This is a genomic window from Pseudomonas sp. LB-090624 (genome assembly GCF_003205205.1).
In the GTDB taxonomy this organism is placed as follows: domain Bacteria; phylum Pseudomonadota; class Gammaproteobacteria; order Pseudomonadales; family Pseudomonadaceae; genus Aquipseudomonas.
On record NZ_QJRL01000006.1, the window covers coordinates 83,156 to 108,008 of the forward strand.

At 64.1% G+C, this 24,853-nt stretch carries 21 protein-coding genes; 11 read left to right on the plus strand and 10 right to left on the minus strand.

Translation table 11 applies throughout. The features are described from left to right. Positions 1 to 58 precede the first annotated feature (58 nt). Positions 59 to 2,245, minus strand: coding sequence for an OsmC domain/YcaO domain-containing protein (locus DMX11_RS08820; protein WP_110744165.1), 2,187 nt, complete (start codon positions 2,243 to 2,245; stop codon positions 59 to 61). A 244-nt stretch (positions 2,246 to 2,489) separates the two neighbouring features. Here DMX11_RS08820 and DMX11_RS08825 point away from each other — a divergent pair, with 244 nt between their 5' ends. Genes DMX11_RS08825 through DMX11_RS08840 form a run of 4 tightly spaced genes read left to right on the plus strand, consistent with a single transcriptional unit; the run spans position 2,490 to position 7,624 of the window. Next, positions 2,490 to 2,945, plus strand: coding sequence for a (2Fe-2S)-binding protein (locus DMX11_RS08825; RefSeq protein WP_110744166.1), 456 nt, complete (start codon positions 2,490 to 2,492; stop codon positions 2,943 to 2,945). Then, positions 2,945 to 5,194, plus strand: coding sequence for a molybdopterin cofactor-binding domain-containing protein (locus DMX11_RS08830; RefSeq protein WP_110744167.1), 2,250 nt, complete (start codon positions 2,945 to 2,947; stop codon positions 5,192 to 5,194). Before DMX11_RS08825 ends, DMX11_RS08830 begins: the two co-directional genes overlap by 1 nt. A 17-nt stretch (positions 5,195 to 5,211) precedes the next feature. Further along, positions 5,212 to 6,555 (plus strand): cytochrome c, encoded by a 1,344-nt coding sequence (locus DMX11_RS08835; protein WP_110744168.1) that lies wholly within the window; start codon positions 5,212 to 5,214, stop codon positions 6,553 to 6,555. A gap of 49 nt (positions 6,556 to 6,604) precedes the next feature. After that, positions 6,605 to 7,624, plus strand: coding sequence for an XdhC family protein (locus tag DMX11_RS08840; protein ID WP_110744169.1), 1,020 nt, complete (start codon positions 6,605 to 6,607; stop codon positions 7,622 to 7,624). Between the two features lie 16 nt (positions 7,625 to 7,640). On the opposite strand, the gene DMX11_RS08845 is transcribed toward DMX11_RS08840, so the two are convergent. From DMX11_RS08845 to DMX11_RS08855, 3 genes are all read right to left on the minus strand, one after another. Then, positions 7,641 to 8,429 (minus strand): ABC transporter substrate-binding protein, encoded by a 789-nt coding sequence (locus tag DMX11_RS08845; protein ID WP_110744170.1) that lies wholly within the window; start codon positions 8,427 to 8,429, stop codon positions 7,641 to 7,643. Positions 8,430 to 8,614: 185 nt separating this feature from the next. Further along, complete coding sequence (locus DMX11_RS08850; protein WP_110744171.1) at positions 8,615 to 8,815, minus strand: DUF1289 domain-containing protein; 201 nt, start codon at positions 8,813 to 8,815, stop codon at positions 8,615 to 8,617. 8 nt (positions 8,816 to 8,823) lie between these two features. Continuing rightward, positions 8,824 to 9,141, minus strand: a complete 318-nt coding sequence (locus DMX11_RS08855) for a hypothetical protein (RefSeq protein WP_110744172.1) — start codon at positions 9,139 to 9,141, stop codon at positions 8,824 to 8,826. Between the two features lie 316 nt (positions 9,142 to 9,457). On the opposite strand from DMX11_RS08855, the gene DMX11_RS08860 reads away from it, so the two are divergent. Further along, positions 9,458 to 11,203, plus strand: a complete 1,746-nt coding sequence (locus DMX11_RS08860) for a BCCT family transporter (RefSeq protein ID WP_110744173.1) — start codon at positions 9,458 to 9,460, stop codon at positions 11,201 to 11,203. Positions 11,204 to 11,254: 51 nt separating this feature from the next. Here the strand turns inward: DMX11_RS08860 and DMX11_RS08865 are convergent, their stop codons facing one another. Then, the gene (locus tag DMX11_RS08865; RefSeq protein ID WP_110744174.1) at positions 11,255 to 11,917 is read right to left on the minus strand and encodes a response regulator; all 663 of its coding nucleotides are present in this window, start codon (positions 11,915 to 11,917) and stop codon (positions 11,255 to 11,257) included. Further along, positions 11,914 to 13,308 (minus strand): ATP-binding protein, encoded by a 1,395-nt coding sequence (locus tag DMX11_RS08870; protein WP_110744175.1) that lies wholly within the window; start codon positions 13,306 to 13,308, stop codon positions 11,914 to 11,916. Before DMX11_RS08870 ends, DMX11_RS08865 begins: the two co-directional genes overlap by 4 nt. A 150-nt stretch (positions 13,309 to 13,458) precedes the next feature. On the opposite strand from DMX11_RS08870, the gene DMX11_RS08875 reads away from it, so the two are divergent. From DMX11_RS08875 to DMX11_RS08885, 3 genes are read left to right on the plus strand one after another with little or no spacing between them, the layout of a single operon-like run. Next, positions 13,459 to 14,658 (plus strand): efflux RND transporter periplasmic adaptor subunit, encoded by a 1,200-nt coding sequence (locus DMX11_RS08875; RefSeq protein ID WP_256590547.1) that lies wholly within the window; start codon positions 13,459 to 13,461, stop codon positions 14,656 to 14,658. 1 nt (position 14,659) lies between these two features. Further along, positions 14,660 to 17,794 (plus strand): efflux RND transporter permease subunit, encoded by a 3,135-nt coding sequence (locus DMX11_RS08880; protein WP_110744177.1) that lies wholly within the window; start codon positions 14,660 to 14,662, stop codon positions 17,792 to 17,794. Then, positions 17,794 to 19,170, plus strand: coding sequence for an efflux transporter outer membrane subunit (locus DMX11_RS08885; protein WP_110744178.1), 1,377 nt, complete (start codon positions 17,794 to 17,796; stop codon positions 19,168 to 19,170). Before DMX11_RS08880 ends, DMX11_RS08885 begins: the two co-directional genes overlap by 1 nt. A gap of 58 nt (positions 19,171 to 19,228) precedes the next feature. Here the strand turns inward: DMX11_RS08885 and DMX11_RS08890 are convergent, their stop codons facing one another. Beyond that, entirely contained in the window at positions 19,229 to 19,708 is a 480-nt protein-coding gene (locus tag DMX11_RS08890) for a VOC family protein (RefSeq protein ID WP_110744179.1), read from the minus strand. Between the two features lie 252 nt (positions 19,709 to 19,960). On the opposite strand from DMX11_RS08890, the gene DMX11_RS08895 reads away from it, so the two are divergent. Then, positions 19,961 to 20,611, plus strand: coding sequence for a TIGR04211 family SH3 domain-containing protein (locus DMX11_RS08895; protein ID WP_110744180.1), 651 nt, complete (start codon positions 19,961 to 19,963; stop codon positions 20,609 to 20,611). A 49-nt stretch (positions 20,612 to 20,660) separates the two neighbouring features. Here the strand turns inward: DMX11_RS08895 and DMX11_RS08900 are convergent, their stop codons facing one another. Both DMX11_RS08900 and DMX11_RS08905 read right to left on the minus strand, forming a co-directional pair. Next, positions 20,661 to 21,566, minus strand: a complete 906-nt coding sequence (locus DMX11_RS08900; RefSeq protein WP_110744181.1) for a LysR family transcriptional regulator — start codon at positions 21,564 to 21,566, stop codon at positions 20,661 to 20,663. Between the two features lie 150 nt (positions 21,567 to 21,716). Then, positions 21,717 to 21,902: a hypothetical protein gene (locus tag DMX11_RS08905; RefSeq protein ID WP_110744182.1), complete on the minus strand. Its 186-nt coding sequence runs from the start codon at positions 21,900 to 21,902 to the stop codon at positions 21,717 to 21,719. A 162-nt stretch (positions 21,903 to 22,064) separates the two neighbouring features. Between DMX11_RS08905 and DMX11_RS08910 the strand changes: the two genes are divergently transcribed. Then, positions 22,065 to 22,451, plus strand: a complete 387-nt coding sequence (locus DMX11_RS08910) for a VOC family protein (protein WP_110744183.1) — start codon at positions 22,065 to 22,067, stop codon at positions 22,449 to 22,451. Positions 22,452 to 22,495: 44 nt separating this feature from the next. Then, positions 22,496 to 23,065 (plus strand): hypothetical protein, encoded by a 570-nt coding sequence (locus DMX11_RS08915; protein ID WP_110744184.1) that lies wholly within the window; start codon positions 22,496 to 22,498, stop codon positions 23,063 to 23,065. A 66-nt stretch (positions 23,066 to 23,131) separates the two neighbouring features. Here DMX11_RS08915 and DMX11_RS08920 read toward each other — a convergent pair whose 3' ends face one another. Beyond that, the gene (locus tag DMX11_RS08920; RefSeq protein ID WP_110744185.1) at positions 23,132 to 24,811 is read right to left on the minus strand and encodes an MFS transporter; all 1,680 of its coding nucleotides are present in this window, start codon (positions 24,809 to 24,811) and stop codon (positions 23,132 to 23,134) included. Between the last annotated feature and the right edge of the window lie 42 nt (positions 24,812 to 24,853).

The window sequence follows — 24,853 nt, forward strand, 5'->3', positions numbered from 1 at the left end:
GCTGGCTTGCTGGGGACGAGGCCGGTAACACCGGCCCCTACCGAGCGAACAGCGGTCGTCAGGCGAGCTTGGCCCGGGCGGCATGCAGTTTCTTGTAGCTCTCGATCAGGCGCAGGTGGCGATCGAGGCCTTCGAGTTTCATGCTGGTCGGGGTCAGGCCATGGAAACGCACGCTGCCATCCACCGAGCCCAGCACCGCGTCCATGCGCGCATTGCCGAACATGCGGCGGAAGTTGGCTTCGTAATCTTCCAGCGCCAGTTCGTCATCCAGCTGCACTTCCAGCACCACGTTCAACGCCTGGTAGAACAGGCCGCGCTCGACGGTGTTGTCGTTGAACTGCAGGAACGCTTCGACCAGTTCCTTGGCATCTTCAAAGCGCTGGACTGCCAGGCAGATCAGCAGCTTCAGTTCAAGAATGGTCAACTGGCCCCATACCGTGTTCTCGTCGAACTCCACGCCAATCAACGTGGTGATGGTGGTGTAATCGTCCACATCGCAGTTGTCCAGACGCTTGAGCAACAGTTTCAGCGAGCGGTTGTCGAGGCTGTGCAGGTTGAGGATGTCGGCGCGGAACGACAAGGCGCGGTTGGTGTTGTCCCAGATCAGGTCCTCGACCGGGTAGATTTCCGAGTAGCCCGGTACCAGGATGCGGCAAGCGGTGGCGCCAAGGTTGTCGTACACCGCCATGTACACTTCCTTGCCCAGGTCTTCGAGGATGCCGAACAGGGTCGCGGCCTCCTGCTGGTTGGAATCCTCACCGTGCCCGGAGAAGTCCCACTCGACGAATTCGAAATCCGCCTTGGCGCTGAAGAAGCGCCACGACACCACGCCGCTCGAGTCGATAAAGTGCTCGACGAAGTTGTTCGGCTCGGTCAATGCGTGGCTTTCGAACGTGGGTTGCGGCAGGTCGTTCAGGCCTTCGAAGCTGCGGCCCTGCAGCAGTTCGGTGAGGCTGCGCTCCAACGCCACTTCCAGGCTCGGGTGGGCACCGAACGAGGCGAACACGCCGCCGGTACGCGGGTTCATCAGGGTCACGCACATCACCGGGAATTCACCACCCAGCGAGGCGTCCTTGACCAGTACCGGGAAACCCTGCTCTTCCAGGCCCTGGATGCCGGCGACGATCGCCGGGTACTTGGCCAGGACTTCGTGTGGCACATCCGGCAGGCACAGCTCACCTTCGAGGATTTCGCGTTTCACCGCACGCTCGAAAATTTCCGACAGGCACTGCACCTGTGCCTCGGCCAGGGTGTTGCCGGCGCTCATGCCGTTGCTCAGGAACAGGTTCTCGATCAGGTTGGACGGGAAGTACACCACCTGCTGGTCGGACTGGCGCACGAACGGCAGCGAGCAAATACCGCGCGCGGTGTTGCCCGAGTTGGTGTCGTACAGGTGCGAACCACGCAACTCGCCGTCCGGGTTGTAGATCTCCAGGCAGTGCTCGTCGAGGATCTCGGCCGGCAGCGCGTCGCGCGGGCCCGGTTTGAACCACTGCTCGTTCGGGTAATGCACGAACGGCGCGTTGGCCAGGTCCTCGCCCCAGAACTGATCGTTGTAGAAGAAATTGCAGTTGAGGCGCTCGATGAACTCACCCAGCGCCGAGGCCAGCGCGGCTTCCTTGGTGGCGCCCTTGCCGTTGGTGAAGCACATCGGCGACTGCGCGTCACGCACGTGCAGCGACCACACGTTAGGCACGATGTTGCGCCACGAGGCGATCTCGATCTTCATCCCCAGCCCGGCGAGGATGCCCGACATGTTGGCGATGGTCTGCTCCAGCGGCAGGTCCTTGCCGGGGATGTAGGTGCTGGTGTCCGACACCGGCATCAGCAGGCCCTGGGCATCGGCGTCGAGGTTGTCGACCACTTCGATGACGAACTCGGGGCCGGTCTGCACCACTTTCTTGACAGTACAGCGGTCGATGGAACGCAGGATGCCCTGGCGGTCTTTATCGGAAATGTCCTCGGGCAGTTCGACCTGGATCTTGAAGATCTGGTTGTAGCGGTTTTCCGGGTCGACGATGTTGTTCTGCGAGAGGCGGATGTTTTCCGTAGGGATATCGCGGGTCTGGCAGTACAGCTTGACGAAGTAAGCCGCGCACAAGGCCGAAGACGCCAGGAAATAGTCGAATGGGCCTGGGGCCGAACCATCGCCTTTGTAGCGGATGGGTTGGTCGGCGATCACCGTGAAGTCGTCGAATTTAGCTTCGAGACGGAGATTGTCGAGAAAGTTGACCTTGATTTCCATGCGGGATTACCGTGATTTAAGCGTGCAAAACGAAATTGCCGGCATTATCCGGGTTTTCACAGCGGAAGTCCTGTTTGACTGCCACGCTTGCGCATTCCACCGGATTGCTTGCCCGATCCTCTGAACCTGCATCCGCGACCAGACCAGCAGTCATTCCCCTGTGCTAGCGTTTCCCGATTGGGAACAACGTATTCCCCACTCGAAAATTACACAGCGACAACAACCGATGACTGGCAGGTGAACCATGGAACTACGCATCAACCAGAAGACCTACCAGGTCGAGGCAGACGCCGACACGCCCCTGCTGTGGGTGATTCGCGATGATCTGGGGCTGACCGGTACCAAGTATGGCTGCGGCCTGGCCCAGTGCGGCGCCTGTTCGGTACTGGTCGACGGCAACGTGGTACGCGCCTGCGTCACCCCGGTGGCCGGCGTGGTCGGCCGCGAGGTCACCACCATCGAGGCAATCGAGGCCGATGCCGTCGGCAAACGGGTGGTCGCGGCCTGGGTCGAGCACCAGGTGGCGCAGTGCGGCTACTGCCAGTCCGGCCAGGTGATGGCGGCCACGGCGCTGCTCAAGCACACGCCCAAGCCGAGTGATGCACAGATCGACGCCGCCATGGTCAACCTGTGCCGCTGCGGTACCTACAACGCCATCCATGCCGCCGTGCATGACCTGGCCCAAGGGGAGGAGGCCTGATGAACACGCCCGTCGATACCCCCGCCGAACTGCTCAGACTGCAGCTCGGCGAAACGGTCAACCTCTCACGCCGGCGCTTTCTGGCCGGCACTGCGGTCGGCGCCCTGGTGCTGGGTTTTGGCCTGCCCATGGGCGCGGCGCGCGTGCAGGCAGCAGCTGCGTCAACTGCAGAACGCGGTACCCAGGTGCCGGCGTTTCTGGAAATTCGCCCGGATGGCACGGTGCGCCTGCTCAGCCCGTTCGTGGAGGGCGGGCAAGGTCCGTTCACTGCCATGGCGCAGATCGTCGGTGAAGAACTGGACGTCGACCCGGCCCAATTCGTGGTCGACAGCGCGCCCCCCGGCGAAGCCTATGTGGTGATGGAAAACGGCATGCGCATCACCGGTGGCAGTATGTCAGTACGCATGAGCTACCCGACCATGCGCCGCCTGGGTGCCCTCGCCCGGGCCATGTTGTTGCAGGCAGGCGCCGCGCAACTGGGCGTGCCGGTCGAAGAGCTCTCCACCACCCCGGGTAACGTGGTACATACCACGACTGGCCGTTCGCTGCCCTATGGCGAACTCGCTGGGCGCGCCATGGACCTGCCGGTGCCCGACCCGGCTAGCGTCAAGCTGCGTGACCCCAGCCAGTTCCGCTGGATCGGCAAGCCCGTGCGCCGCCTGGATGCCTACGACAAGTCCACCGGCAAGGCCCAGTACTGCATCGACATCAAGGTAGATGACATGCTCCATGCCGCCGTGCAGCACGCACCGCGCCTGGGCATGACCGTGGGCAGCCTGCGCAACGAAGCACAGGTCAAGGCCATGACAGGCGTGCATTCGGTGCATCAATTGCCAGGCGCCGTGGCGGTGGTCGCCGAACGCTGGTGGCACGCCAAGCGTGCCGTAGAAGCCCTTCAGGTGGACTGGAAAGAGCCAGCCGCCGACAGCAAGTTACGGCCGATGCCGGCCGACTTCTCCAGCGACGGCTGGCGCGAGCACCTGGCCTCGGTCGACGGCCCCGCCCGGGATGAAGAGAACGAGGGTGATATCGCCGGCGCCCTGGCCAATGCCAAGACCAAGGTCGAGGCCAGCTACCACAACCAGTACCTCAACCATGCCCAGCTGGAACCACCGTCCGCCCTCGCCCGCTTCAACGCCGATGGCACCCTCGACGTGTGGTTGCCCAATCAGGCACCGGATATGTTCCGTGACGACATTGCCAAACGCACCGGCCTGGAAACCGGGCAGATCAACCTGCATTCGCCATTGCTGGGCGGCTTCTTCGGCCGCCACTTCCTGTACGACTCGGCCAATCCCTACCCGCAGGCCATAACCTTGGCCAAGGCGGTGGGCCGGCCGGTGAAACTGATCTGGAGCCGCGAAGAGGAGTTCCTGCGCGATGTGCTGCGCCCGGTCGCCGTGGTGAAATTCCGCGCCGGGCTGGATGCCGATGGCATGCCGGTGGCGATCGAAGCGGTAAGCGCCACCGAAGGCCCGACGGAGGCCCTCGCTGGCAAGCAAGGTGACAAGATCGACCCGACCGCGCTTGAAGGGCTGTCGGGCAAGGCCTACGCCATTGCCAACAAACGCATCGCCCAGATCTACGTCAAAGGCCCGGCCATGCTCGGTTACTGGCGCTCGGTCGGTAACTCGCTGAACGACTTCTTCTACGAATCATTCCTGGACGAACTGGCTGACAAAGGCGGCAAGGACCCATTTGAACTGCGCCTGCACCTGCTGCGCGACAACCCGCGCCTGACCAACCTGTTGAATGCAGTGGCCGACTTGTCCGGTGGCTGGAAGCGCGGGCCTTTCACTGCCGAGGATGGCAGCAAGCGGGCACGTGGCGTGGCCATGGCCTCACCGTTCGGCTCGGAGGCTGCAGTCATCGCGGAGGTGTCGATAGAGAACGGCCAGGTCAGGGTGCACGATATCTGGCAAGCCATCGACCCGGGCAGCATCGTCAACCCGGCGATCATCGAGCACCAGGTCAACGGCGCTGTCGCCCTGGGCCTTTCGCAGACGCTGGTGGAAGAAGCGGTGTATGTCGACGGCAAGCCGCGCGCGCGCAATTATGACCTGTACCCGATCCTGCCACCTTCGCGCATGGCCCGGGTGCATGTACGCATTGTCGAAAGCGGGGCGAAGATGGGCGGTATCGGTGAGCCACCGCTGCCCGCAGTGGCGCCAGCGGTAGCCAATGCGGTCGCGCAGCTTACCGGCCAGCGCGTACGCAGCCTGCCAATGAGCCGTCACACCTTCAGCTAGCGCACAAGGAATGCCCCATGACCCACCGTTTCGCAAGAACCGCTGGCTGGCTGGCGCTGCCGTGCCTGGTCGCGGCAGGCCTGCTGGCCTGGTATGTCACCCGCGAGCCCGCCTCGCCGTTTACCGATGCACAGGCCAGCAGTGCCGACCCGGCGCTGGTCAGCCGGGGCGAGTATGTAGCCCGGCTGAGCGATTGCGTGGCCTGCCACAGCGTGCCAGGCGGCAAGCCGTTTGCAGGCGGGCTGCAAATGGCCACGCCGCTGGGGGCCATTCATGCCACCAACATCACCCCCGACCAGGGCACGGGTATCGGCAACTACAGCCTGGCCGACTTCGACCGCGCCGTGCGCCACGGTGTCGCCCCCGCAGGTCGGCGACTTTACCCGGCCATGCCCTACCCGTCCTATGCCAAGCTCAGCGATGACGATGTGAAGGCGCTTTACGCGTTCTTCATGCACGGCGTACAGCCAGTGAAGCAGGCCAACCTGGCCAGCGACATCCCCTGGCCGCTGAACCTGCGCTGGCCCATCGCGCTGTGGAATGGGCTGTACGCCGCCAACACGCCGTACGCCGCCAAGGCCGGTCAGGACGCACAATGGAACCGTGGCGCCTATCTCGTCCAGGGGCCCGGCCACTGCGGCAGCTGCCACACACCACGCGGCCTGGCCTTCAACGAAAAAGCGCTGGATGACAGCGGCGAATCGTTCCTCGCCGGCGCACTGCTCGATGGCTGGTACGCACCCAGCCTGCGCACTGACCACAACACCGGGCTGGGGCGCTGGAGCGAGGCGGAAATCGCCCAGTTCCTGAAAACTGGCCGCAACCGGCATGCGGTGGTGTTCGGCTCGATGACCGAGGCGTTCAACAACTCCACGCAGTTCATGAGTGACGGCGACCTGGGTGCCATTGCCCACTACCTCAAGTCGCTGCCTGGCGACCCGCAGCGTGATGGCGCACCGTGGCAGTATCAGGCAGAATCGGCAGCCGTGCGGCTCGACACGCCGGGGGCACACACCTATGTAACCCGCTGCGCCTCGTGCCATGGCCTGGATGGCAAAGGCCAGGCCGAATGGATGCCGCCGTTGGCCGGGGCCACGTCGGCACTGGCGCAGGAGGACGCCTCGGCGATCAATATCACCCTGAACGGGTCGCAGCGGGTGGTGACTGCCGGGGTGCCGGATGCCTACCGCATGCCGGCTTTCCGCGAACAGCTGGGGGATCAGGAGATTGCCGAGGTGCTGAGCTTTGTGCGTTCAGCCTGGGGTAACCATGGTGGCGCGGTGAATGCGCAGGCGGTGGGCAAACTGCGCGGGCATACCGACCCGGCCAGCAGCAGTCCCATCATCTTGCATATGCGCTGACGCCGGGTGCCTGTGCCGGCCTTTGAATATCAGGGTTAATGGAGCCTCAATGGAAAGCATCGACCTGCTGGTCCTACGCACCACCCGAGACTGGCTCGCCGCCGGCCACCGCGCCCTGCTCGCCACCGTCGCCCGCACCTGGGGCTCCTCGCCCCGCCCGGTCGGCTCGATGATGGCCTTGCGCAGCGATGGGCGGGTGGTCGGCAGTGTGTCCGGCGGCTGCATCGAGGACGATCTCATCCACCGCTACACCCGTGCCTACGGCGGCCCGGGCATGCCCACCAGCCTGCCCCAGGTGGTGCGCTATGGCGTCAGCGCCGATGAAGCCCACCGCTTCGGGCTGCCCTGCGGCGGCACGCTCGAACTGGTGCTGGAGTTCGCCCCTTCATTACCGCACCTGGAGCAGCTGCTGGCCTGCCTGGATAGCGGGAGCCTGGTACGCCGCGACCTCGACCTGCGCAGCGGCGCAGCCAACCTCACCGCCACTGCCACACCTGAACTGTTCAGTTTCGATGGCCAGCGCCTGCTCAGCACCCTCGGCCCCGGTTACCGCCTGCTGCTGATCGGTGCCGGGGCACTGGCCGAGTATCTGGCCACCATGGCCTTGTTCAATGGCTTCAGCGTTTCGTTGTGCGACCCGCGCCCGGAGTACACGGCGGGTTGGAGCATCGCCGGGGTCACCTTGCTGCCCGGCATGCCGGACGATGTGGTCCGCGCCTTCAGCGCAGATGTGCGCAGTGCCATCGTCGCCGTCAGCCACGACCCCAAGTTGGACGACCTGGCGCTGCTCGAGGCCTTGCACAGCCCGGCGTTCTACATCGGCGCCATTGGCTCGCGACGCAACAGCCAGCTGCGCCGGGAGCGGCTGATCGAGCACTTTGGGGAAAGCGAAGCATCGCTGCAGCGCCTGCACGGTCCAATCGGCATTTATATCGGCAGCAAGACCCCGGCGGAAATCGCCGTCAGCGTCATGGCCGAGATTCTTGCGGCCAAGAATGATGTCAGTTTGCCCAGCGCCGTCGACGTGACCAAGGCCAAGGAAGCCAGACAGCTGGCGCAGTCCCTGTAGGCGCGTGCCCAGGCAGTCATTGCCAGCGCTCCAGGTTCTGCTTCACAAGCTGCTCGGGCAAGTCTCCACCCACGATCTTGGCCATCTCGCGTGCCAGTGCCTCGCGCAGCTGCGGCTGGTTACAGGGCGAATCGTGCGAAATTGCCAGGTACAACCCTTCGCTGGACACAGGGGGCTGCAGCACCTGCACAGCGCCTGCAATACCCAAGGTGCGCGCCAGCGCCATGCCGGGGTACTGCTCGTACACCACATAATCGCTGCGCTTGTGCATCAACTTCTCGAACGCCTGCCGGGCGCCGGGCACCGCTTCGAGGGTGAGGTTGGCGTGGGCGTACTCATCGAACTGCTGCCCGTGGCTGTTATTGACCAAAGTACCGCCCTTGCGCCCCTTGAGGTCGGACCATTGCCGGTAGGCGAAGGCATTGTCCTGACGCACCCAGATCACGCTGGGGGTGTACAGGAACGGCGGGGCGATGAAGTCCATCTGCTGACGGCGGGCGTCGGTCTGGAAATAACCGGCGAGCAAGTCGATACGCCCGGTGCGAACTTCTTCCTGGGCACGCGACCACGGCCCTCCGTAGACCACCTCGACTTCGAGCCCCAATTGCTTGCCCAGGTACTTGAGCAGGTCGGCATTGGCACCAATCAATTGCTGAGGGTTTAGCGGGTCACGCCACAGGTAGGGCGGGTATTCAGGGTTACCAGTAGCGGTCAGCCGTCGACAGGCATCGTCCGCTACCGCCGCGAGGGGCAGCAGCGACAGGCACAACAGGAGCAGGGCGTGGCGAAAGCAACGCTCGATCATCTACGACCCTCGGCACATGTAACATCCGGCGACCCGGCGCGGTGGCCAAAGGCTGCCACCTCCTGTGGTCGACTGCAGCAATCATCGATGCGTGCCAGAGACAGTCTGGACCATCAGCGGCGAGGAGGACAGCCTTTCATCGGCCAGAAGCACTGTGTGGGGGGGGCGTTCGCGAGCCTGCGCGCTCAGTCGGCATTCTGCCGCTTGGCCGCTTTCTTGGTGATGGCCTTCATACGCGTCGCCGCGCGTTGCACGGTGGCCATCTTCTCGGGGCGCTTCATGCCCCGCCATTTGCGGATTTCTTCTCGGGTACGGCCGCAGCTCACGCACAGCTCGCTATTGAGCTGGCATAACGAAACACAGGGGTTGTCGATGTCTTTGGCCATGCCACCACTCAGCCAGGCAATTCTGCCCGCGCATGCTCGCCGGCGTTATTGAATACCTGGCGCACTTCCTCGGCCTTGCCCTTGCTCACCGAGTGGGCAGCCACGAGTTCGTCGACAACACGCAGCCCCTGATCCACTGCAGTGGCCAGTTGCTCGGCATCGGAGGCGTCAGCGATATCACCCAGATAAGGAGCGATGAGGTACACGTAACGGTCCTGCAGCTTGAGCGTTTCCAGCGCGTCGAGGGCTTTCTGGAACCGATCGGCAGCGGCAGGGCTCATGCTCAATTTATCGAAATGAATCAGGCTCACACGGTCAGTGGCCATGTTGACGAATCTCCGTTTCCTGGTACGGCCAGGCCCACAGGCAGCAGCGCTTCTACGCGGCTCGAATGTGCGGGCCGGGGTAATGCCCATCAGGGTACCAGAAGCCGAGGCAGAATGGGCCACTGCCCCCAGAACTAAAAGTATTTGCCAAGTCGCGCAATGGACGCCCCAGGGCGTTATCGGGACAGGTGCCGCCGTTGACCGCGCAGGATAATCGCGCCAGCACTTCACCCCGCCGAGGCCATCAGCGCCCTCGGTAGCCCACACAACAACAAGCCTGCCCGCGCAGGTAAGCCACTCAGGGGCCTCATCATTCATGGCAAAGGAACACATCAACGAAACACTCGACCTTGGCGTGACCGACCCCTCGAAAACCGCAGAAGCCCGCCAAGACCGGCATTTCGAGGGCAAGCTGGACTGGATCGTCTTCGGTTTCACCAGCCTTTTGGCCATCGCCTTCGTGCTCTGGGGCCTGTTCAACCAGGCCAGCCTGGCCAACAGCGCCTCAGGTGCACAATCCTGGGTCATCCTGAATTTCGGCTGGTTCTTCGTGCTCACCTCCACGCTGTTCGTGGTGTTCGTGCTGTGGCTGGCGGCCAGCCGCTATGGCCGGGTACCGCTGGGCCGTGATGGCGAACAGCCAGAATTTCGTACGGTGTCGTGGGTGGCAATGATGTTCAGCGCCGGCATGGGCATTGGCCTGATGTTCTTCGGCGTGGCCGAGCCCCTGTCGCACTACGTGTCACCACCGCCAGGTTCGGCCAGCGGGCAGACCAGCGAAGCGATGCAGGTGGCGATGGCCACGACACTGTTCCACTGGACCCTGCACCCTTGGGCGATGTACGCCATCGTCGGCCTGGTGATCGCCTATGGCACCTTCCGCCGGGGCCGCTCACAGTTGATTTCTGCCGCGTTCCGGCCATTGATCGGCAAGCACGCCAACGGCCCGCTCGGCCGCCTGATCGACATGATGGCGATCTTCGCCACCCTGTTCGGTTCAGCCGCCTCGCTGGGCCTGGGTGCCCTGCAGATTGCCGGTGGCCTGGAATACAACGGCTGGGTCGAAAGCCCTGGCAAGCTGTTCTACATCTCGATCATCACCCTGCTGACCGTTGCCTTTGTGTCCTCGGCGGTGTCGGGCATCGGCAAGGGTATCCAGTGGCTGTCCAACATCAACATGGTGCTGGCGCTGGTGCTGGCGGTGTTCGTGTTCATGGTCGGGCCGACCCTGCTGATGCTCAACCTGCTGCCGACCTCGCTCGGCATCTATATCAAGATGCTCCCGGAAATGATGGCCCGCACCAACGCCAGCGGCGGTGAACAGATGGACAGCTGGCTGGCCGGCTGGACCGTGTTCTACTGGGCTTGGTGGATATCCTGGACGCCATTCGTGGGCATGTTCATCGCCCGCATCAGCCGCGGCCGCACCATCCGCCAGTTCGTTACCGGGGTACTGCTGGTACCGAGCCTGGTCAGCCTGGTGTGGTTCACCGTGTTCGGCGGCGCCGCCATCGATGCACTGCGCGAAGGCGCGTTCCAGCTGGCCAACGGCGCGGTCAACAGCAACCATGCGCTGTACCAGTTGCTTGACAGCTACCCGCTGGCTTCGGCGACCTCGGTGCTGGTAATGGTGCTGGTGGGTATCTTCTTCGTCTCCGGTGCCGACGCGGCCTCGCTGGTGATGGGCACGCTGTCGGAACATGGCACCACCACGCCCTCCCGGCGCACGGTGATTTTCTGGGGCGCGCTGACCGGCACGGTGGCGGCGATCATGCTGGCGATCGGCGACCCGCGTGACCCCGGAAAGGCGCTGACCGGGCTGCAGAACCTGACCATCGTCGTGGCCCTGCCGTTCGTGGTGGTGATGGTGCTGCTGTGCCTGGCGCTGTACCGCGACCTGCGCAAGGACCCGATGATGCTGCGTCACCTGCGTGGCAACGAGCTGATCGAAAAGGCCGTGCTGTACGGCGCCGTGAAACATGGCGAGGAGTTCTACATCGTGGTGCAGGAAAAGAAGGCTTCGCTGAAACCGGCGGCAGCAAGCGAAATGTCCGAAACCTGACCCTTGAGGCCTGCGCGGTCCCCTGCAGGACCGCGCAAGCTTTCACACGGGTTATTCGAACTCCAGGCTATACCCCACCCCATACACCGAGCGGATCGGGTCATGCGCCGGGGTAATCGCGGTCAACTTGCGCCGCAGGTTCTTCACATGGCTGTCCACCGTGCGGTCAGCCACCACCCGGTGGTCCTGGTAGATGTGGTTCATCAACTGGTCGCGCGACAGCACCTGCCCCGGGCGCACCGCCAGCGCCGCCAGCATGCGGAACTCCACGGGCGTGAGTTCCAGTGCCACACCGCGATAGCGTGCCTGGAACGCCCGAGCATCCAGCTCCAGGCCGAGGCTGCCAGGCTGCTCGCCACTGCGGCGCAGCACCGCCTTGACCCGCGCCACCAGCTCTCGCGGCGAAAACGGCTTGCAGATATAGTCGTCCGCGCCCAGTTCCAGGCCCAGCAGGCGGTCGATCTCGTCGACACGGGCAGTCATCATGATCAACGGCACGCGGCTGAAACCGCGGAGCTCGCGGCAAATATCCAGGCCGTCACGGCCCGGCAGCATCAGGTCAAGCAGGACCAGCGCGTACTGGCCCTGGCGAATGGCCGGAATCACCCCCAGGCCGTCGGCCAGGTGCTCGACGCTATAGCCGCCCGCGCGCAGGTAATCGCCCACCAATGCCGCAAGCTTGGGCTCATCTTCCACCAGCAGAATCCGGCTCATGCCTGCTCTCCCGCGACCGGCAAGGTCACCGCCAGCAACAGCCCACCCATGGCCGAGGCTTGAGCCGTCAACCGGCCGCCATGCACCTCGGCGATACCACGGCAGATCGCCAGGCCCAGCCCGGTGCCGCCACTGGCGCGGTTACGCGAGCGCTCAGCCCGGTAAAAACGCTCGAACAGGCGCGCCAGCGAGGCGCTGTCGACACCGGGGGCGGTATCTTCACACTGCACCAGCACCTGATCCCTCTCCTGGAATGCCCGCAACACCGTGTGGCCACCGGCATCGGTGTAGCGGCGACTGTTCTCCAGCAAATTGTGCAACAACTGGCCCAGGCGTGCCTCGTCGCCCAGTACCCACAACGGCTCGCCGGGTATTTCCACACGCAGTTCCAGGCCACGCTCGGTGAAACCGGCCTGAAAGGCTTGGGCAACAACCGACAACAGCACGCACAGGTCGATGCGTTCACGGCGATAGGTCGGGCCACCCACCTCGGCCAGTGACAGCTCGAACAGGTCGTCGACCAGTTTGCTCAGGGCCCCCACCTCGCCTTGCAACGAACGCAAAGCATTGCCATCGAGCGGGCGAATGCCGTCCTCCATGGCCTCCAGTTCGGCGCGCATCACCGCCAGCGGCGTGCGCAGTTCGTGGGAAATATCGGCCATGAAGTCGCGCCGCAGGCGCTCGTTGCTGGCCAACGTGGCGGCCATGCGGTTGAAGTCGCCGGCCAACTGCCCGGCTTCGTCTGCCGAGCGCACCGGTAGCTGAATGGCGTAATCACCCGCCGCCAGGCGATGGGTGGCGCGGGCCACTTCCCGAATCGGCCGCAGCAAGGCGCGGCTCAGCCACCAGGCGATCACGGCCGTGGCCAGCAGGCAGGCCAGGCCGATCAGCAGGCTTGAGCGCAGTTGGTTGAGCTGGAAGCGCTGGTCGCCAATGCTGGTCACCGACTGCAGCGGCGCCAGTGCCATCCAGCCGACCACCTGGCCCTGATGGCGAATGGGCCGCAGCAGCATGTCGGCGGGCGCCGCCTGGTAGCCAATGATCGGCTGGCGCTGGGCGTCGAGCAAGGCAAAGCGCACGAATGCCCCGGTGAGGTCCGAAACGGTCAACAGCCTGGGGTCGAAGGTCTTGTCTGGCTGGGCATCGTCTGGGCGCAGCAGCTCGAACCACTGGTCCTTGTCGCGGCGGATGAAATCCCAGCTGCCATGGCGCGCATAAGCCTGCTCGACCCGCGGCACGACACGCTCCATGCGTTCTTCCGCCTGCTGGTTGAGGTAGCCGAGAAAACCGTATTTCAGGCTCAGGTAGGCGGCAAACACCATGCCCAGCACGGCGAATGCGCACACCGCGAGCATGGCGAAGAAGAACTTGCGCGATAGGCTGACTTTCATGGCACCGCCGGCACATTGGAATGGCCCGTATTGAAGCGCGCAGGCCGGGGTGCCGCAAGGTATGCCGGGCAATCTCCTTGCTTTCTGCACATTGCCTGCACAATTGCCGCGCACGCTGGTGGCATCGAAACCCCTGGCTCGGAGCCTGCGATGCCTACGTTATTCCACTCCTTGATGTTCGCCCGTTCGCCGCTGGCGCGTGCCCTGCTGCTGGGGGCCGGCCTGCTGGTCATCGGCGGTTGCCGCGAGGCCGAAAGCCCTGCCGCGCAACCACCGCTGCAAGAGGTCGCGGTGTATGAAGTGACCAGCGCCGCCCAGGCCCTGACCACTACCCTGCCCGGCCGTGCCAGCGCCCACCTGATTGCCGAGATCCGTCCGCAAGTCGGCGGCATCATCCAGAAACGCCTGTTCAACGAAGGCGACAGGGTCAAGGCCGGCCAAGCGCTGTACCAGATCGACCCGCAAACCTACCAGGCCGCCCTGGCCCAGGCTGAAGCCACTGTCAGTTCCGCGCGCGCTACGCTCAAGGCTGCGCAGCTCAAGGCCAGGCGCGATGCACAACTGGTGAAGCTCGACGCCATCAGCGCCGAAGACAACGAAAGCGCACAGGCCGCCCTGCTAGAAGCCCGCGCCAGCCTGCAATCGGCCCAGGCTGCGCAGCGCACCGCGCGGATCAACCTCGACTACACCCGCATCAATGCGCCGATCGAAGGCCGCACCGGCACCTCGTCGGTCACCCCTGGCGCGCTGGTCACCGCCGAACAGACCACGGCGCTGACCACCGTGCAGCAGCTGGACCCGATCTACGTCGATTTCACCCAGCCCAGCAGCACCCTGCTGCGCCTGAAACGCGAGCTGGCCGAGGGCAAGCTGGCACCGAGCCCACAGCAGGACGCCACGCGCATCAGCCTGGAGCTGGAGGACGGCAGCACTTACGCGCATGCCGGCACCCTCACCTTCAACGGCGTGAGCGTGGATGAAAGCACAGGCAGCGTGACCTTTCGCGCCGTGGTGCCGAACCCCGACGGCCTGCTGATGCCCGGCATGTACCTGAAAGCCACGGTGCAGGAGGGCGTGCAGGCCGACGCGGTCCTGGTGCCGCAGCAAGGCGTGAGCCGCGATGAACGTGGCGACGCTACCGCACTGGTGGTGGTCGACGGCAAGGTGCAGCAACGCGAGCTGACCCTGGCCCGCGCCGTTGGCAACCGCTGGTGGGTCAGCCAGGGGCTGGCGCCCGGTGACCAGTTGATCGTACAGGGCCTGCAGAAGGTTCGCGTCGGCCAGCAAGTGCAGGTGCAAGTGCAGGACAGCAGCCTGACGGCCCGCAACGACAGCCAGCGAGGCGAATGAGATGGCACGATTCTTCATTGACCGGCCGATCTTCGCCTGGGTCATCGCCATTCTGGTGATGCTCGGTGGCGGCCTGGCGATCTTCCAGCTGCCGCTCGCGCAGTACCCCAACATCGCTCCGCCACAGATCAGCCTCAAGGCCAGCTATACCGGTGCATCGGCCAAGACGATGGAAGATTCGGTAACCCAGGTGATCGAGCAACAGATGACCGGCCTCGACGGCCTCACGTACATGTCCTCCAGCAGCAGCTCGGCGGGCAGTGCCTCGATCACCCTCACCTTCGAGGCCGGCACCGACATCAACACCGCGCAAATGCTGGTGCAGACCAAGCTGGAGCAGGCCAAGGCGCGGCTGCCCGAAGCCGTGCAGCAGCAAGGCATCGAAATCCACAACTCGGCCAGCGACTTCCTGATCATCCTGTCGCTGGTGTCGGACAACCCGGACGTCAGCGCCACCGATATCAGCGACTTCATTTCCAGCACCTTGTACGACCAGATCAGCCGGGTCAGCGGCGTCGGGCAGGTGACCACGCTGGGGTCGAGCTACGCCATGCGCATTTGGCTCGACCCGGACAAGCTCAAGCAGTATGCGCTGATGCCGTCGGACGTGAGCAGTGCCCTGGAGGCGCAGAACGTCGACACCTCCGCAGGCCAGTTGGGTGCCCTGCCCGCGCGTGCCGGCCAGCAACTGAATGCCACCATCAACGCCCGCAGCAAACTGCAGACCGCTGCACAATTCCGCGAACTGGTGCTCAAGCACAACAGCGCCGGTGCCGTGGTGACCCTGGCCGACGTGGCCCGGGTAGAGCTGGGCAGTGAAAGCTATGACGTGGTCGCCGAACACAATGGGCGGCCCTCCGGCGGCCTGGCGGTAAGCCTGGCTACGGGCGCCAATGCCCTGGACGTATCCGAAGCGGTGCAGGCGAAGCTGGCCGAGCTTGAGCAGTTCTTCCCCGGCAAGCTGCAATTGCGCAGCGAGGTGGCCTACAACACCGCGCCGTTCGTGAAGATTTCCATCGAGGAAGTGGTCAAGACCCTGTTCGAAGCCATCGCTTTGGTAGTGCTGATCATGTACTTGTTCATGCAGAACCTGCGCGCCACGCTGATCCCCGCCATCGCCGTGCCGGTGGTGCTGCTGGGTACCTTCGGCGTGCTGGCCATGCTTGGCTACTCGATCAACACCCTGACCATGTTCGGTATGGTGCTGGCCATCGGCCTGCTGGTCGACGATGCCATCGTGGTGGTGGAGAACGTCGAGCGCATCATGGCGGAAAAAGGCCTGTCGCCGCGCGAAGCAACGCGCCAGTCGATGAGCGAGATCAGCGCCGCATTGGTCGGCATTGCCGTGGTGCTGTCGGCCGTGTTCGTGCCGATGGCGTTCTTCGGCGGCTCAACCGGGGTGATCTACCGGCAGTTCTCGGTCACCCTGGTGGCAGCCATGGCGCTGTCGGTGCTGGTGGCCATGACCCTGACCCCGGCCTTGTGCGCCACCCTACTCAAGCCAGTAACCGCCCACGGCGAGCCGCGCCGGGGCTTCTTCGGCTGGTTCAACCGCACCTTCGAGCGCAATGCCCTGCGCTACCAGCAGGGGGTTGCCAAGGTGCTGGCGCGGCCGCTGCGTGGCCTGCTGGTCTACGCCTTGGTGCTCGGTGGCGTGGTGCTGATGTTGCAGAAGCTGCCCACCGCGTTCCTCCCCGAGGAAGACCAGGGCATGCTGATGATGCAGATGACCTTGCCAGTGGGTGGCACCGACCAGCGCCTGCAGGAAGTCAGCCGCCAGGTGCAGGACTACATGCTGCAGCAACCTGAAGTGGCTTCACTGCTGACCGTGCGCGGCCTGGGCAATGGCGGCAACGCACAGAACTCCGGGCGTGGCTTCGTCAAGCTGAAGGACTGGAGCGAACGCCAGGGCGAACAGCACAGTGCTGCCGCCGTGGCGCAGCGGGCCAACAGGGCGCTGTCGAAGATCCTCGACGCCAATGTCTTCGTCATCGCCCCGCCGGCCATCCAGGGCCTGGGCCAGAGTGCCGGCTTCGACGTGCAACTGCAGGACCTGGCCGGCCTCGGCCACGCCCAGCTGCTCAAGGCGCGTGACCAGTTCATCGCCTTGGCTGCCAAGGACCCCCGCCTGGCCAATGTGCGCGCCCAGGGCCTGGAAGACACGCCGCAACTGAACGTCAGCATCGATGACCGCAAGGCCGGCGCCATGGGCGTGGCGGCCAGCGACATCAACGACACCCTGAGCACGGTCATGGGCGGCAGCTACGTCAACGACTTCGTCGATGCCGGCCGGGTGAAAAAAGTCTACCTGCAGGGCGAAGCCGACAAGCGCATGCTGGCCGAAGACATCGGTGCCTGGTACGTGCGCAACGACAGCGATGCCATGGTGCCGCTGTCGGCGTTCACCCGCACCTCGTGGAGCACGGCTTCGCCGCTGCTGGAGCGCTTCAATGGCTTTGGTTCGTACGAACTGGTTGGCGAGCCGGCCACGGGCGTCAGCTCTGGCGACGCCATGGCGGCAGTCGAAGAGATCATGGCACAACTGCCTGAAGGTATCGGCTATGCCTGGGCCGGCCAGTCATACCAGGAACGCTTGGCCGGCAACCAGGCCCCGCTGCTGTATGCGATTTCGATCCTGTTCGTATTCCTGTGCCTGGCGGCACTGTACGAAAGCTGGTCGGTGCCGTTCGCGGTGATGCTGGTGGTGCCAGTGGGCATCCTGGGCGCGGTGTTGCTGACCGGGGTGCGCGGGCTGGCTAATGACGTGTACTTCCAGGTCGGGCTACTGACCACGGTGGGCCTGGCGGCGAAGAACGCGATCCTGATCGTGGAGTTCGCCAAGGAACGCTACGAGCGTGGCCAGGACCTGTTGACCGCCACCCTGGAAGCCGTGCGTGTTCGCCTTCGACCGGTGCTGATGACCTCGCTGGCGTTCATCCTTGGCGTGTTGCCACTGGCCCTGAGCAGCGGCGCCGGTGCCGGCGGGCGCCAGGCCATCGGTACCGGCGTGCTCGGTGGCATGCTCGCCGCTACCTTGCTCGGCCTGTTCTTCATCCCCTTGTTCTACGTGCTGGTGCAGCGCCTGGCCACGCGCAGCAACGCCCCACGCCGCAACGTTGTCGCAGGAGAAGCCTGATGCGCATGCCCCCTCTGTTGATGTTGGTGCTGGCCCTTGGCGGCTGCGTCAACCTGGCCCCTGACTACCAGCGCCCGGCGGCGCCCGTGGCCGAGCAGTGGCCAACCCCCACCGCCAGTAGCAGCACCAGTGCCGAGATCGGCTGGCAGTCGTTGTTCGTCGATACGCGCCTGCGCGACACCGTCGCCCTGGCTTTGGCCAACAACCGCGACCTTCGGGTAGCGGCGCTCAACGTCGAGTACCAGCGCGCGCAGTACCGTATCCAGCGGGCGGCACTGTTCCCGGCGGTGTCCGTCACCGCTGACGGCACCCGCCAGCGTAGCGTCAGCAATGGCAGCAACGCGGTCAGCAGCCAGTACAGCGTTGGCCTGGGGGTGAGCAGTTACGAGCTGGACCTGTTCGGCCGCCTGGGCAACCTCAAGGACGCCGCGCTGGAGGACTACCTGGCGCTGGAGCAGACCCGGCGCAGTATGCGGATCAGCCTGGTGGCGGAAGTCGCCAGCGCCTGGATGACCTTGGCCGCCGACCAGCAGTTGCTGGCGCTGGCCCGCGAGACCTATGCCAGCCAGCAGAAGACCCTCGACCTGGTGCAGCAGAGCCACGCGCTGGGTGGCGAGTCCGGCCTCAGCCTGGCACAGGCATTGAGTACCGTGGAGTCGGCGCGGGCGGATGTAGCCAACTACCAGAGCCTGGTTGAGCAGGACCGCAATGCCCTGGAACTGCTGGCAGGGTGCCGCGTGGATGACACGCTGTTGCCCAGAGGTGCCCGCCTCGATGCAGCGCTGCTGGTCGGCGTACCGGCGGGCCTGCCTTCGAGCCTGCTGCAACAGCGCCCGGACGTGCTGGCCGCCGAGCACACATTGAAGGCAGCCAATGCCGACATTGGCGCGGCGCGAGCGGCGTTCTTCCCCAGCGTCACCCTGACCGCCAGCGGTGGTACTGCCAGCAGCGAGCTGTCGGGGTTATTCGCTGGCGGCAGCCGTGCCTGGAGCTTTGCGCCGTCGATCAACCTGCCGATCTTCAATGCCGGCAGCAACCGTGCAGCGCTGGATGCGGCCAAGGTCAGCCGGGATATCGAGCTTGCCACTTATGAAAAGACCTTGCAGACCGCGTTCAGTGAGGTGGCGGATGCCTTGGCCGTGCGCGGGCATGTCAATGAGCGGCTGGACGCCCAGCGCAGCCTGACCAGCGCCACCGAGAAGAGCTACGACCTGTCGCTGGCGCTGTACAAACAAGGGTCGGAAAGTTTTCTGGAGGTGCTGGATGCGCAGCGTTCATTGTATTCGGCACAGCAGACGCTGATCAGCCTGGAACTGGTCGAACAACAGAACCGGGTGACTTTGTACAAGGTATTGGGGGGTGGCTGGCAGGGTTGAGCGAAAACCTGCCAGAGCCGCGACCTGGAGTAGCGTAGGCGCATCATTGGCGCCTGCGTCAGCCCGCCAGCGCCGCCTGGATAGCAGCCACATCAATCTTGCCCATCTGCAGCATGGCGTCGAACGCGCGCTTGGCCGCCGCAGGGTCGGGGTGGGCGAAGGCCTCGATGAGGGCCCGCGGCGTGATCTGCCACGAAATCCCCCACCTGTCCTTGCACCAGCCGCACACGCTGGCCTCGCCACCGTTGTTGACGATGGCATCCCACAAGCGGTCGGTCTCGGCCTGGTCCTCGGTACACACCTGGAACGAAAACGCTTCGCAGTGGCTGAACGCCTTGCCGCCATTGAGCCCTATGCAGGGAATCCCCATCACGGTGAACGCCACGGTAATCACATCACCTTGCTTGCCCGAGGGGTAGTCACCCGGTGCCTTGTGCACCGCACCCACCTGGCTATCGGGGAAAACGCTGGCGTAGAAATGTGCCGCTTGCTCTGCGTCGTGGTCATACCAGAGGCAGATGGTGTTCTTGGCAGTCATGGCCCTGCTCCATGAACGTGTATGAGCGTTTGAGTCTAGCCCTGCCATTGGCCATAGGGGCTTACGGCTATCCGGTATTGCGGGATACCCAGGGGGCTAAAGGGCGGGTGCTGCAACATTCTGCAGACATTTCCGACCTCCGGTGATGAACCTGCTGACAAAAATAAGGTCTTTCGCTGACGGTCAACCCACCGACCGGTTCACCGGCCCAGTCACCGGGCCTACTTTTGTCCTGTTTCAGCGAAGACCAACATGCCCGATTCCCGCCCAACTGCCTCCGCCCTCACTGCCCTGCGCGGCGGCCTGATCGCCACACTCGTGGCCCTGGCCGCACCGGTACACGCCGAAGAGCCTGCCAGCGATGCACGCTGGGTCAGCGACAGCCTGAGCACCTACGTGCGCAGCGGCCCGACCGACGGCCACCGCATCGTCGGCACGCTCAAGTCCGGCCAGAAGCTCACCTTGATCGGCAGCCAGGGCAACTACAGCCAGGTACGCGGGCAGAATGGCGACGTGGTATGGATCCTCAGCAACGATTTGCAGACGGTGCCCGGGCAGAACGAGCGGCTGCCGGAGCTCGAAGCCAAGGTCGCGGAACTCACCGGGCAGTTGAATACTATCGACGACAGCTGGAAGCGCCGCGTGCAAGGCACGCAGGAAACGCTCGACTCGCGCAAACAGCTGATCGACGAACTGGAGACCCGCAACAAAGCCCTGAACGAGCAGCTCGACCAAAGCCAGTCGGCGTTGCGCGATACCCAGGCACGCCTGGGGGACGAGAACAAGCAGGTGATGATGCGCTACATGGTCTATGGCGGCAGCATTGCCGGCGCGGGCTTGCTCGCGGGGCTGATCCTGCCGGCGCTCACCCGCGGGCGCAAGAAGAACGATCGCTGGTTCTGAGCCACCGGGTTGCGTAACCCTGCCGGGGGCGGGCGATGCAGAGCGGGCCTTAGAACTTCGCCAGCTCTTCCCGGCAGAACTCCACGAACAACTGCGCCGGTTTGGTCAACTGCACCCGCTTCAACCACGCAGCGGCCAGCCCCGACAGCGCTACCGGTTCGGTGATATCCAGCATGACCAGGCGTTGGCCGTCGTAGGTGTATTCCGAATGCGGGCGAGTCACCAGCAGCGAAAACCCGAAGCCTTGCCCCACCATGCCACGCACCATCTCGATCGAGGGTGAGCTGAAGACAATGTTCGGTGTCAGCCCTAATTCGTTGAACAAGCTGACGAAGTAGGTGCGACTGGGGGCAACGTCCAGCAGGATCATCGGCTCGGGGCACAGGTCGCGCAGCGATACCTGGGCCTGGCCGGCAAAACGGTGGTGCTCCGGCAGCAGCACGTAGGGTTTCTGCGGCGGCATCAAGGGCTCGGCCTCGATGGTGCCGTCCAGGTCGTGGTCATAGAGAAATGCCAGGTCGAATGTGCCGGCGGTCAGGCCCTGGATCAAATCCTGCTGTTCACCGTCGCGCAGGCGAATGTCCACGCCTGGGTAGCGCTGGCGAAAGCCGGCGATCAGGCGCGGCAGGTACAGCGGGGCCACGGTTTCGAAACAGCCAATGTCGATTTGCCCGGCGACGGTATCGTTGTCGGCCAGGGCGTTCTGTTCGAACTCATGGGCCATCTGCAACAGGGACTTGGTCTTGGCATAGAAACGTTTGCCGCTGGGCGTCAATGACACGCCCTGGGCGTGGTGGCGGATGAACAGCTGTACACCGAAACTTTCCTCCAGGCTTTTGATGGCCGTGGAAATGGACGGCTGGGCGATGTACAGCTGGCGTGACGCTTCGGCCACACTGCCCGCTTCCACGGTGGTGACGAAGTACTTCAGTTGTCGCAAGGTATAGGCAGCCACAGGGGACCTCTCCGACGCTGGTCTGGGCAGACTGGGATCATGCCTCACACTGTACCCCCGACTAGCGGTGGGTGGGCGCTGGGAGCTGAAGGATTTACCTATGCCTTGAGCAGGTTTTTTGTATGGGCCGGGTTGCCCCGGCCCAGTGCATCACTCAAACCCGGGGTTCGCCCGAATGCAGTCGTCCCCAATCTGCTTGTACCCCGGCTCACAGGGCATTCCGACAACTGGAGCCGCACCGCGCTTGCGTCGGGACAGCGTTGCAGACGGCGCGGTGGTTTCCGCTTGATCCTCATCATGGGTATCCGGCAGGTCTTTCATCGATTCTTCTTGCATGTATTTCACTCCTTGGTGGGTTGGTAACGCCAGGCCAACGATAGGACGCGCGTCTGCTGCCACCCAGCTGGAAACAAGCCCAAGGGGCGATGCAGCCACTGGTCAAAAACGCCTGAACGTCTTTACTGATAGTCATCGGCCCCAGGTAAACGGTGTGCGCTTATGAAGATTGTGGTCACCAGCATCCTCGTCGACGACCAGGCCAAGGCCCTGGCTTTCTACCACTACGTACTCGGTTTCGAGCCCAAACATGACATCCCCATGGGCCGGCATCGCTGGCTGACACTGACCTCGCCCAACGACCCCAATGGTGTCGAACTGCTGCTCGAACCCGACGCGCACCCGGCGGCCAAGGTGTACAAGGCCGCGCTCAAACAAGATGGCATCCCCGCCAGCTCGTTCGGCGTGCGTGACATCGGGGCCGAGTACACCCGGCTGTGCGCTGCAGGCGTGCAGTTCACCCAACCGCCTACCCGTCTGGGGCCGGTCACCGTAGCGGTGTTCGACGACACGTGCGGCAACCTGATCCAGATTGCCCAGAAGCACTGAACGCCCATTGTCCCTCCCCCAATGCGCACCAATAAGGAAAACAGATGCGCCATGAATTCAGCGAAGTGCTCAACGACCTGGTCGACTACTTTCTGCTCGGCGATATCCAGTTGCTCGAGCGCTTCAAACAAGACCATCAACTGCCCGACGACCTGGCTCATGCGTTCACCCACGGTGACAGCGGCGACCAGGCGGTGCGCGAAGGCATCGTGCTGCCGCTGGCCGGTGTCGACAACCTGCCCTACCGCATCCTGTTCACCCTGGACAACCACACCCCGGCCTTGCGCGAGGCCGGCAGCCGCCTGAAACACCGGCGCAACGGTTATGTACTGCGGGTCGAGCACGGTGCCCTGATGCTGTACACCTGGCGCATCCTGCAGCATTTCACGCCCAAGACCCTGGGTGACCTGATGGCGCGTTACCAGGTGCCGGGGCGGCCGGTCATCGAACTGGAAAATGGCTGGTACGACGTCGAGGTGCTGGCGGGAGCGGTGGTGCGCGACGGGTTGTACGAGCCGGCGTTCGAGTTCGTGCTCAAGAAGCGCTGGAGCCGCGGTGAGGCGACCGCTGTGGACACTGGGTATGCCTTCGGGCTGCGCGGTTACTTTGATTGATGGGTTGCCTGTGCTGGCCCCTTCGCGGGCAAGGCCGCGAAGGGGCCAGCACAGGCAAGCTCACCTTCAGGTGTGAGTGATGTCCCGGTCCTTGGTTTCCGGCAAGAAGAAGATCCCCAGCACCGCCGTCATCACGGCAATCACGATCGGGTACCACAACCCGTAATAGATATCCCCGGTCGCGGCCACCATGGCAAATGCCACGGTCGGCAGGAAGCCGCCGAACCAGCCGTTGCCAATGTGGTAAGGCAGCGACATGGAGGTGTAGCGGATGCGCGCCGGGAACAGTTCCACCAGCCATGCGGCGATCGGCCCGTAGACCATGGTGACGTAGATGACCAGGATGGTCAGCAGCAACAGGACCATCGGGTAGTGGATCTTCGCCGGGTCGGCTTTTTCCGGGTAGCCCGCCTCTTTCAATGCCCCACTCAAGGTTGCGGTAAACGCGTCGCTCTGCACCTTGAAGTCCGCCGCCGCCAGGCTGCTGCCCTCAAAACTCGGCAACACCCGTTCGCCAATGCGGATCTGCGCCACGCTGCCGGGCGCCGCCGCTTCATTGGTATACGGAATGGCGCGCTTGGCCAGCAGGCTCTTGGCGATGTCGCAGGAACTGGTGAATTTGGCCTTGCCTACCGGGTCGAACTGGAATGCGCATTGGCCTGGGTCGGCCACCACCACCACCGGGTTCTGCTCCTGGGCAACGAATACATCCGGGTTGCCGTACTCGGTCAGCGCCTTGAAGATCGGGAAGTAGGTCAGCGCGGCGATGATGCAGCCGGCCATGATGATCTTCTTGCGGCCGATGCGGTCAGACAGGCTGCCGAAGAAAATGAAGAAAGGTGTGCCGATCAACAGCGACCCGGCAATCAGCAGGTTGGCGGTTTGCGGTTCGATCTTGAGCATCTGCAACAGGAAGAACAACGCATAGAACTGCCCGGTGTACCACACCACGGCCTGGCCGGCGGTACCACCGAGCAGCGACATGATGACCACCTTGAGGTTGTCCCAGCGGGCGAACGATTCGGTCAGTGGCGCCTTGGATGCCTTGCCCTCGGCCTTCATCTTCATGAACACCGGCGACTCGTTGAGCTGCATGCGGATGTACACCGAAATCACCAGCAGCAGGATCGACAGCAGGAACGGTATCCGCCAGCCCCAGGCCTCGAACACCTCCGTCCCCATGGCCGTACGACAGGCCATGATCACCAGCAGTGACAGGAATAGCCCCAGGGTGGCGGTGGTCTGGATCCAGGCGGTGAAAAAGCCGCGTCGGCCCTTGGGCGCATGCTCGGCCACGTAAGTGGCAGCGCCCCCATACTCGCCGCCCAGCGCCAGCCCCTGCAGCAAGCGCAAGGTGATCAGGATGATCGGCGCGGCCACGCCGATGGTGGCGTAGCCCGGTAGCAGGCCCACCACCGCAGTGGACAGGCCCATGATGACAATGGTGATGAGGAAGGTGTACTTGCGCCCGATCATGTCGCCCAGGCGGCCGAACACGATGGCGCCGAACGGGCGCACGGCAAAGCCTGCGGCAAAGGCCAGCAAGGCGAAGATGAACGAGGTGGTTTCATTCACTCCGGCGAAGAAGTGCTTGGCGATGATCGCCGCCAGGGAGCCGTACAGGTAGAAGTCGTACCATTCGAATACCGTGCCCAGGGACGAGGCGAAGATGACCTTGCGCTCCTCCTTGGTGATACCGCGTTGGGGCGCGCTACTGCCCGTGGATGCGCTGTCGAGAACCGCCATGGGTTGCCTCCGTCATGTCATCATGCAGGCCGGAGCACCTCA

What these genes read in the sequence shown, in the direction of transcription:
- DMX11_RS08820 (WP_110744165.1), bottom strand. Translation starts at nt 2,245, where the DNA reads ATGGAAATCAAGGTCAACTTTCTCGACAATCTCCGTCTCGAAGCTAAA.
- DMX11_RS08825 (WP_110744166.1), top strand. Translation starts at nt 2,490, where the DNA reads ATGGAACTACGCATCAACCAGAAGACCTACCAGGTCGAGGCAGACGCC.
- DMX11_RS08830 (WP_110744167.1), top strand. Translation starts at nt 2,945, where the DNA reads ATGAACACGCCCGTCGATACCCCCGCCGAACTGCTCAGACTGCAGCTC.
- DMX11_RS08835 (WP_110744168.1), top strand. Translation starts at nt 5,212, where the DNA reads ATGACCCACCGTTTCGCAAGAACCGCTGGCTGGCTGGCGCTGCCGTGC.
- DMX11_RS08840 (WP_110744169.1), top strand. Translation starts at nt 6,605, where the DNA reads ATGGAAAGCATCGACCTGCTGGTCCTACGCACCACCCGAGACTGGCTC.
- DMX11_RS08845 (WP_110744170.1), bottom strand. Translation starts at nt 8,429, where the DNA reads ATGATCGAGCGTTGCTTTCGCCACGCCCTGCTCCTGTTGTGCCTGTCG.
- DMX11_RS08850 (WP_110744171.1), bottom strand. Translation starts at nt 8,815, where the DNA reads ATGGCCAAAGACATCGACAACCCCTGTGTTTCGTTATGCCAGCTCAAT.
- DMX11_RS08855 (WP_110744172.1), bottom strand. Translation starts at nt 9,141, where the DNA reads ATGGCCACTGACCGTGTGAGCCTGATTCATTTCGATAAATTGAGCATG.
- DMX11_RS08860 (WP_110744173.1), top strand. Translation starts at nt 9,458, where the DNA reads ATGGCAAAGGAACACATCAACGAAACACTCGACCTTGGCGTGACCGAC.
- DMX11_RS08865 (WP_110744174.1), bottom strand. Translation starts at nt 11,917, where the DNA reads ATGAGCCGGATTCTGCTGGTGGAAGATGAGCCCAAGCTTGCGGCATTG.
- DMX11_RS08870 (WP_110744175.1), bottom strand. Translation starts at nt 13,308, where the DNA reads ATGAAAGTCAGCCTATCGCGCAAGTTCTTCTTCGCCATGCTCGCGGTG.
- DMX11_RS08875 (WP_256590547.1), top strand. Translation starts at nt 13,459, where the DNA reads ATGCCTACGTTATTCCACTCCTTGATGTTCGCCCGTTCGCCGCTGGCG.
- DMX11_RS08880 (WP_110744177.1), top strand. Translation starts at nt 14,660, where the DNA reads ATGGCACGATTCTTCATTGACCGGCCGATCTTCGCCTGGGTCATCGCC.
- DMX11_RS08885 (WP_110744178.1), top strand. Translation starts at nt 17,794, where the DNA reads ATGCGCATGCCCCCTCTGTTGATGTTGGTGCTGGCCCTTGGCGGCTGC.
- DMX11_RS08890 (WP_110744179.1), bottom strand. Translation starts at nt 19,708, where the DNA reads ATGACTGCCAAGAACACCATCTGCCTCTGGTATGACCACGACGCAGAG.
- DMX11_RS08895 (WP_110744180.1), top strand. Translation starts at nt 19,961, where the DNA reads ATGCCCGATTCCCGCCCAACTGCCTCCGCCCTCACTGCCCTGCGCGGC.
- DMX11_RS08905 (WP_110744182.1), bottom strand. Translation starts at nt 21,902, where the DNA reads ATGCAAGAAGAATCGATGAAAGACCTGCCGGATACCCATGATGAGGAT.
- DMX11_RS08910 (WP_110744183.1), top strand. Translation starts at nt 22,065, where the DNA reads ATGAAGATTGTGGTCACCAGCATCCTCGTCGACGACCAGGCCAAGGCC.
- DMX11_RS08915 (WP_110744184.1), top strand. Translation starts at nt 22,496, where the DNA reads ATGCGCCATGAATTCAGCGAAGTGCTCAACGACCTGGTCGACTACTTT.
- DMX11_RS08920 (WP_110744185.1), bottom strand. Translation starts at nt 24,811, where the DNA reads ATGGCGGTTCTCGACAGCGCATCCACGGGCAGTAGCGCGCCCCAACGC.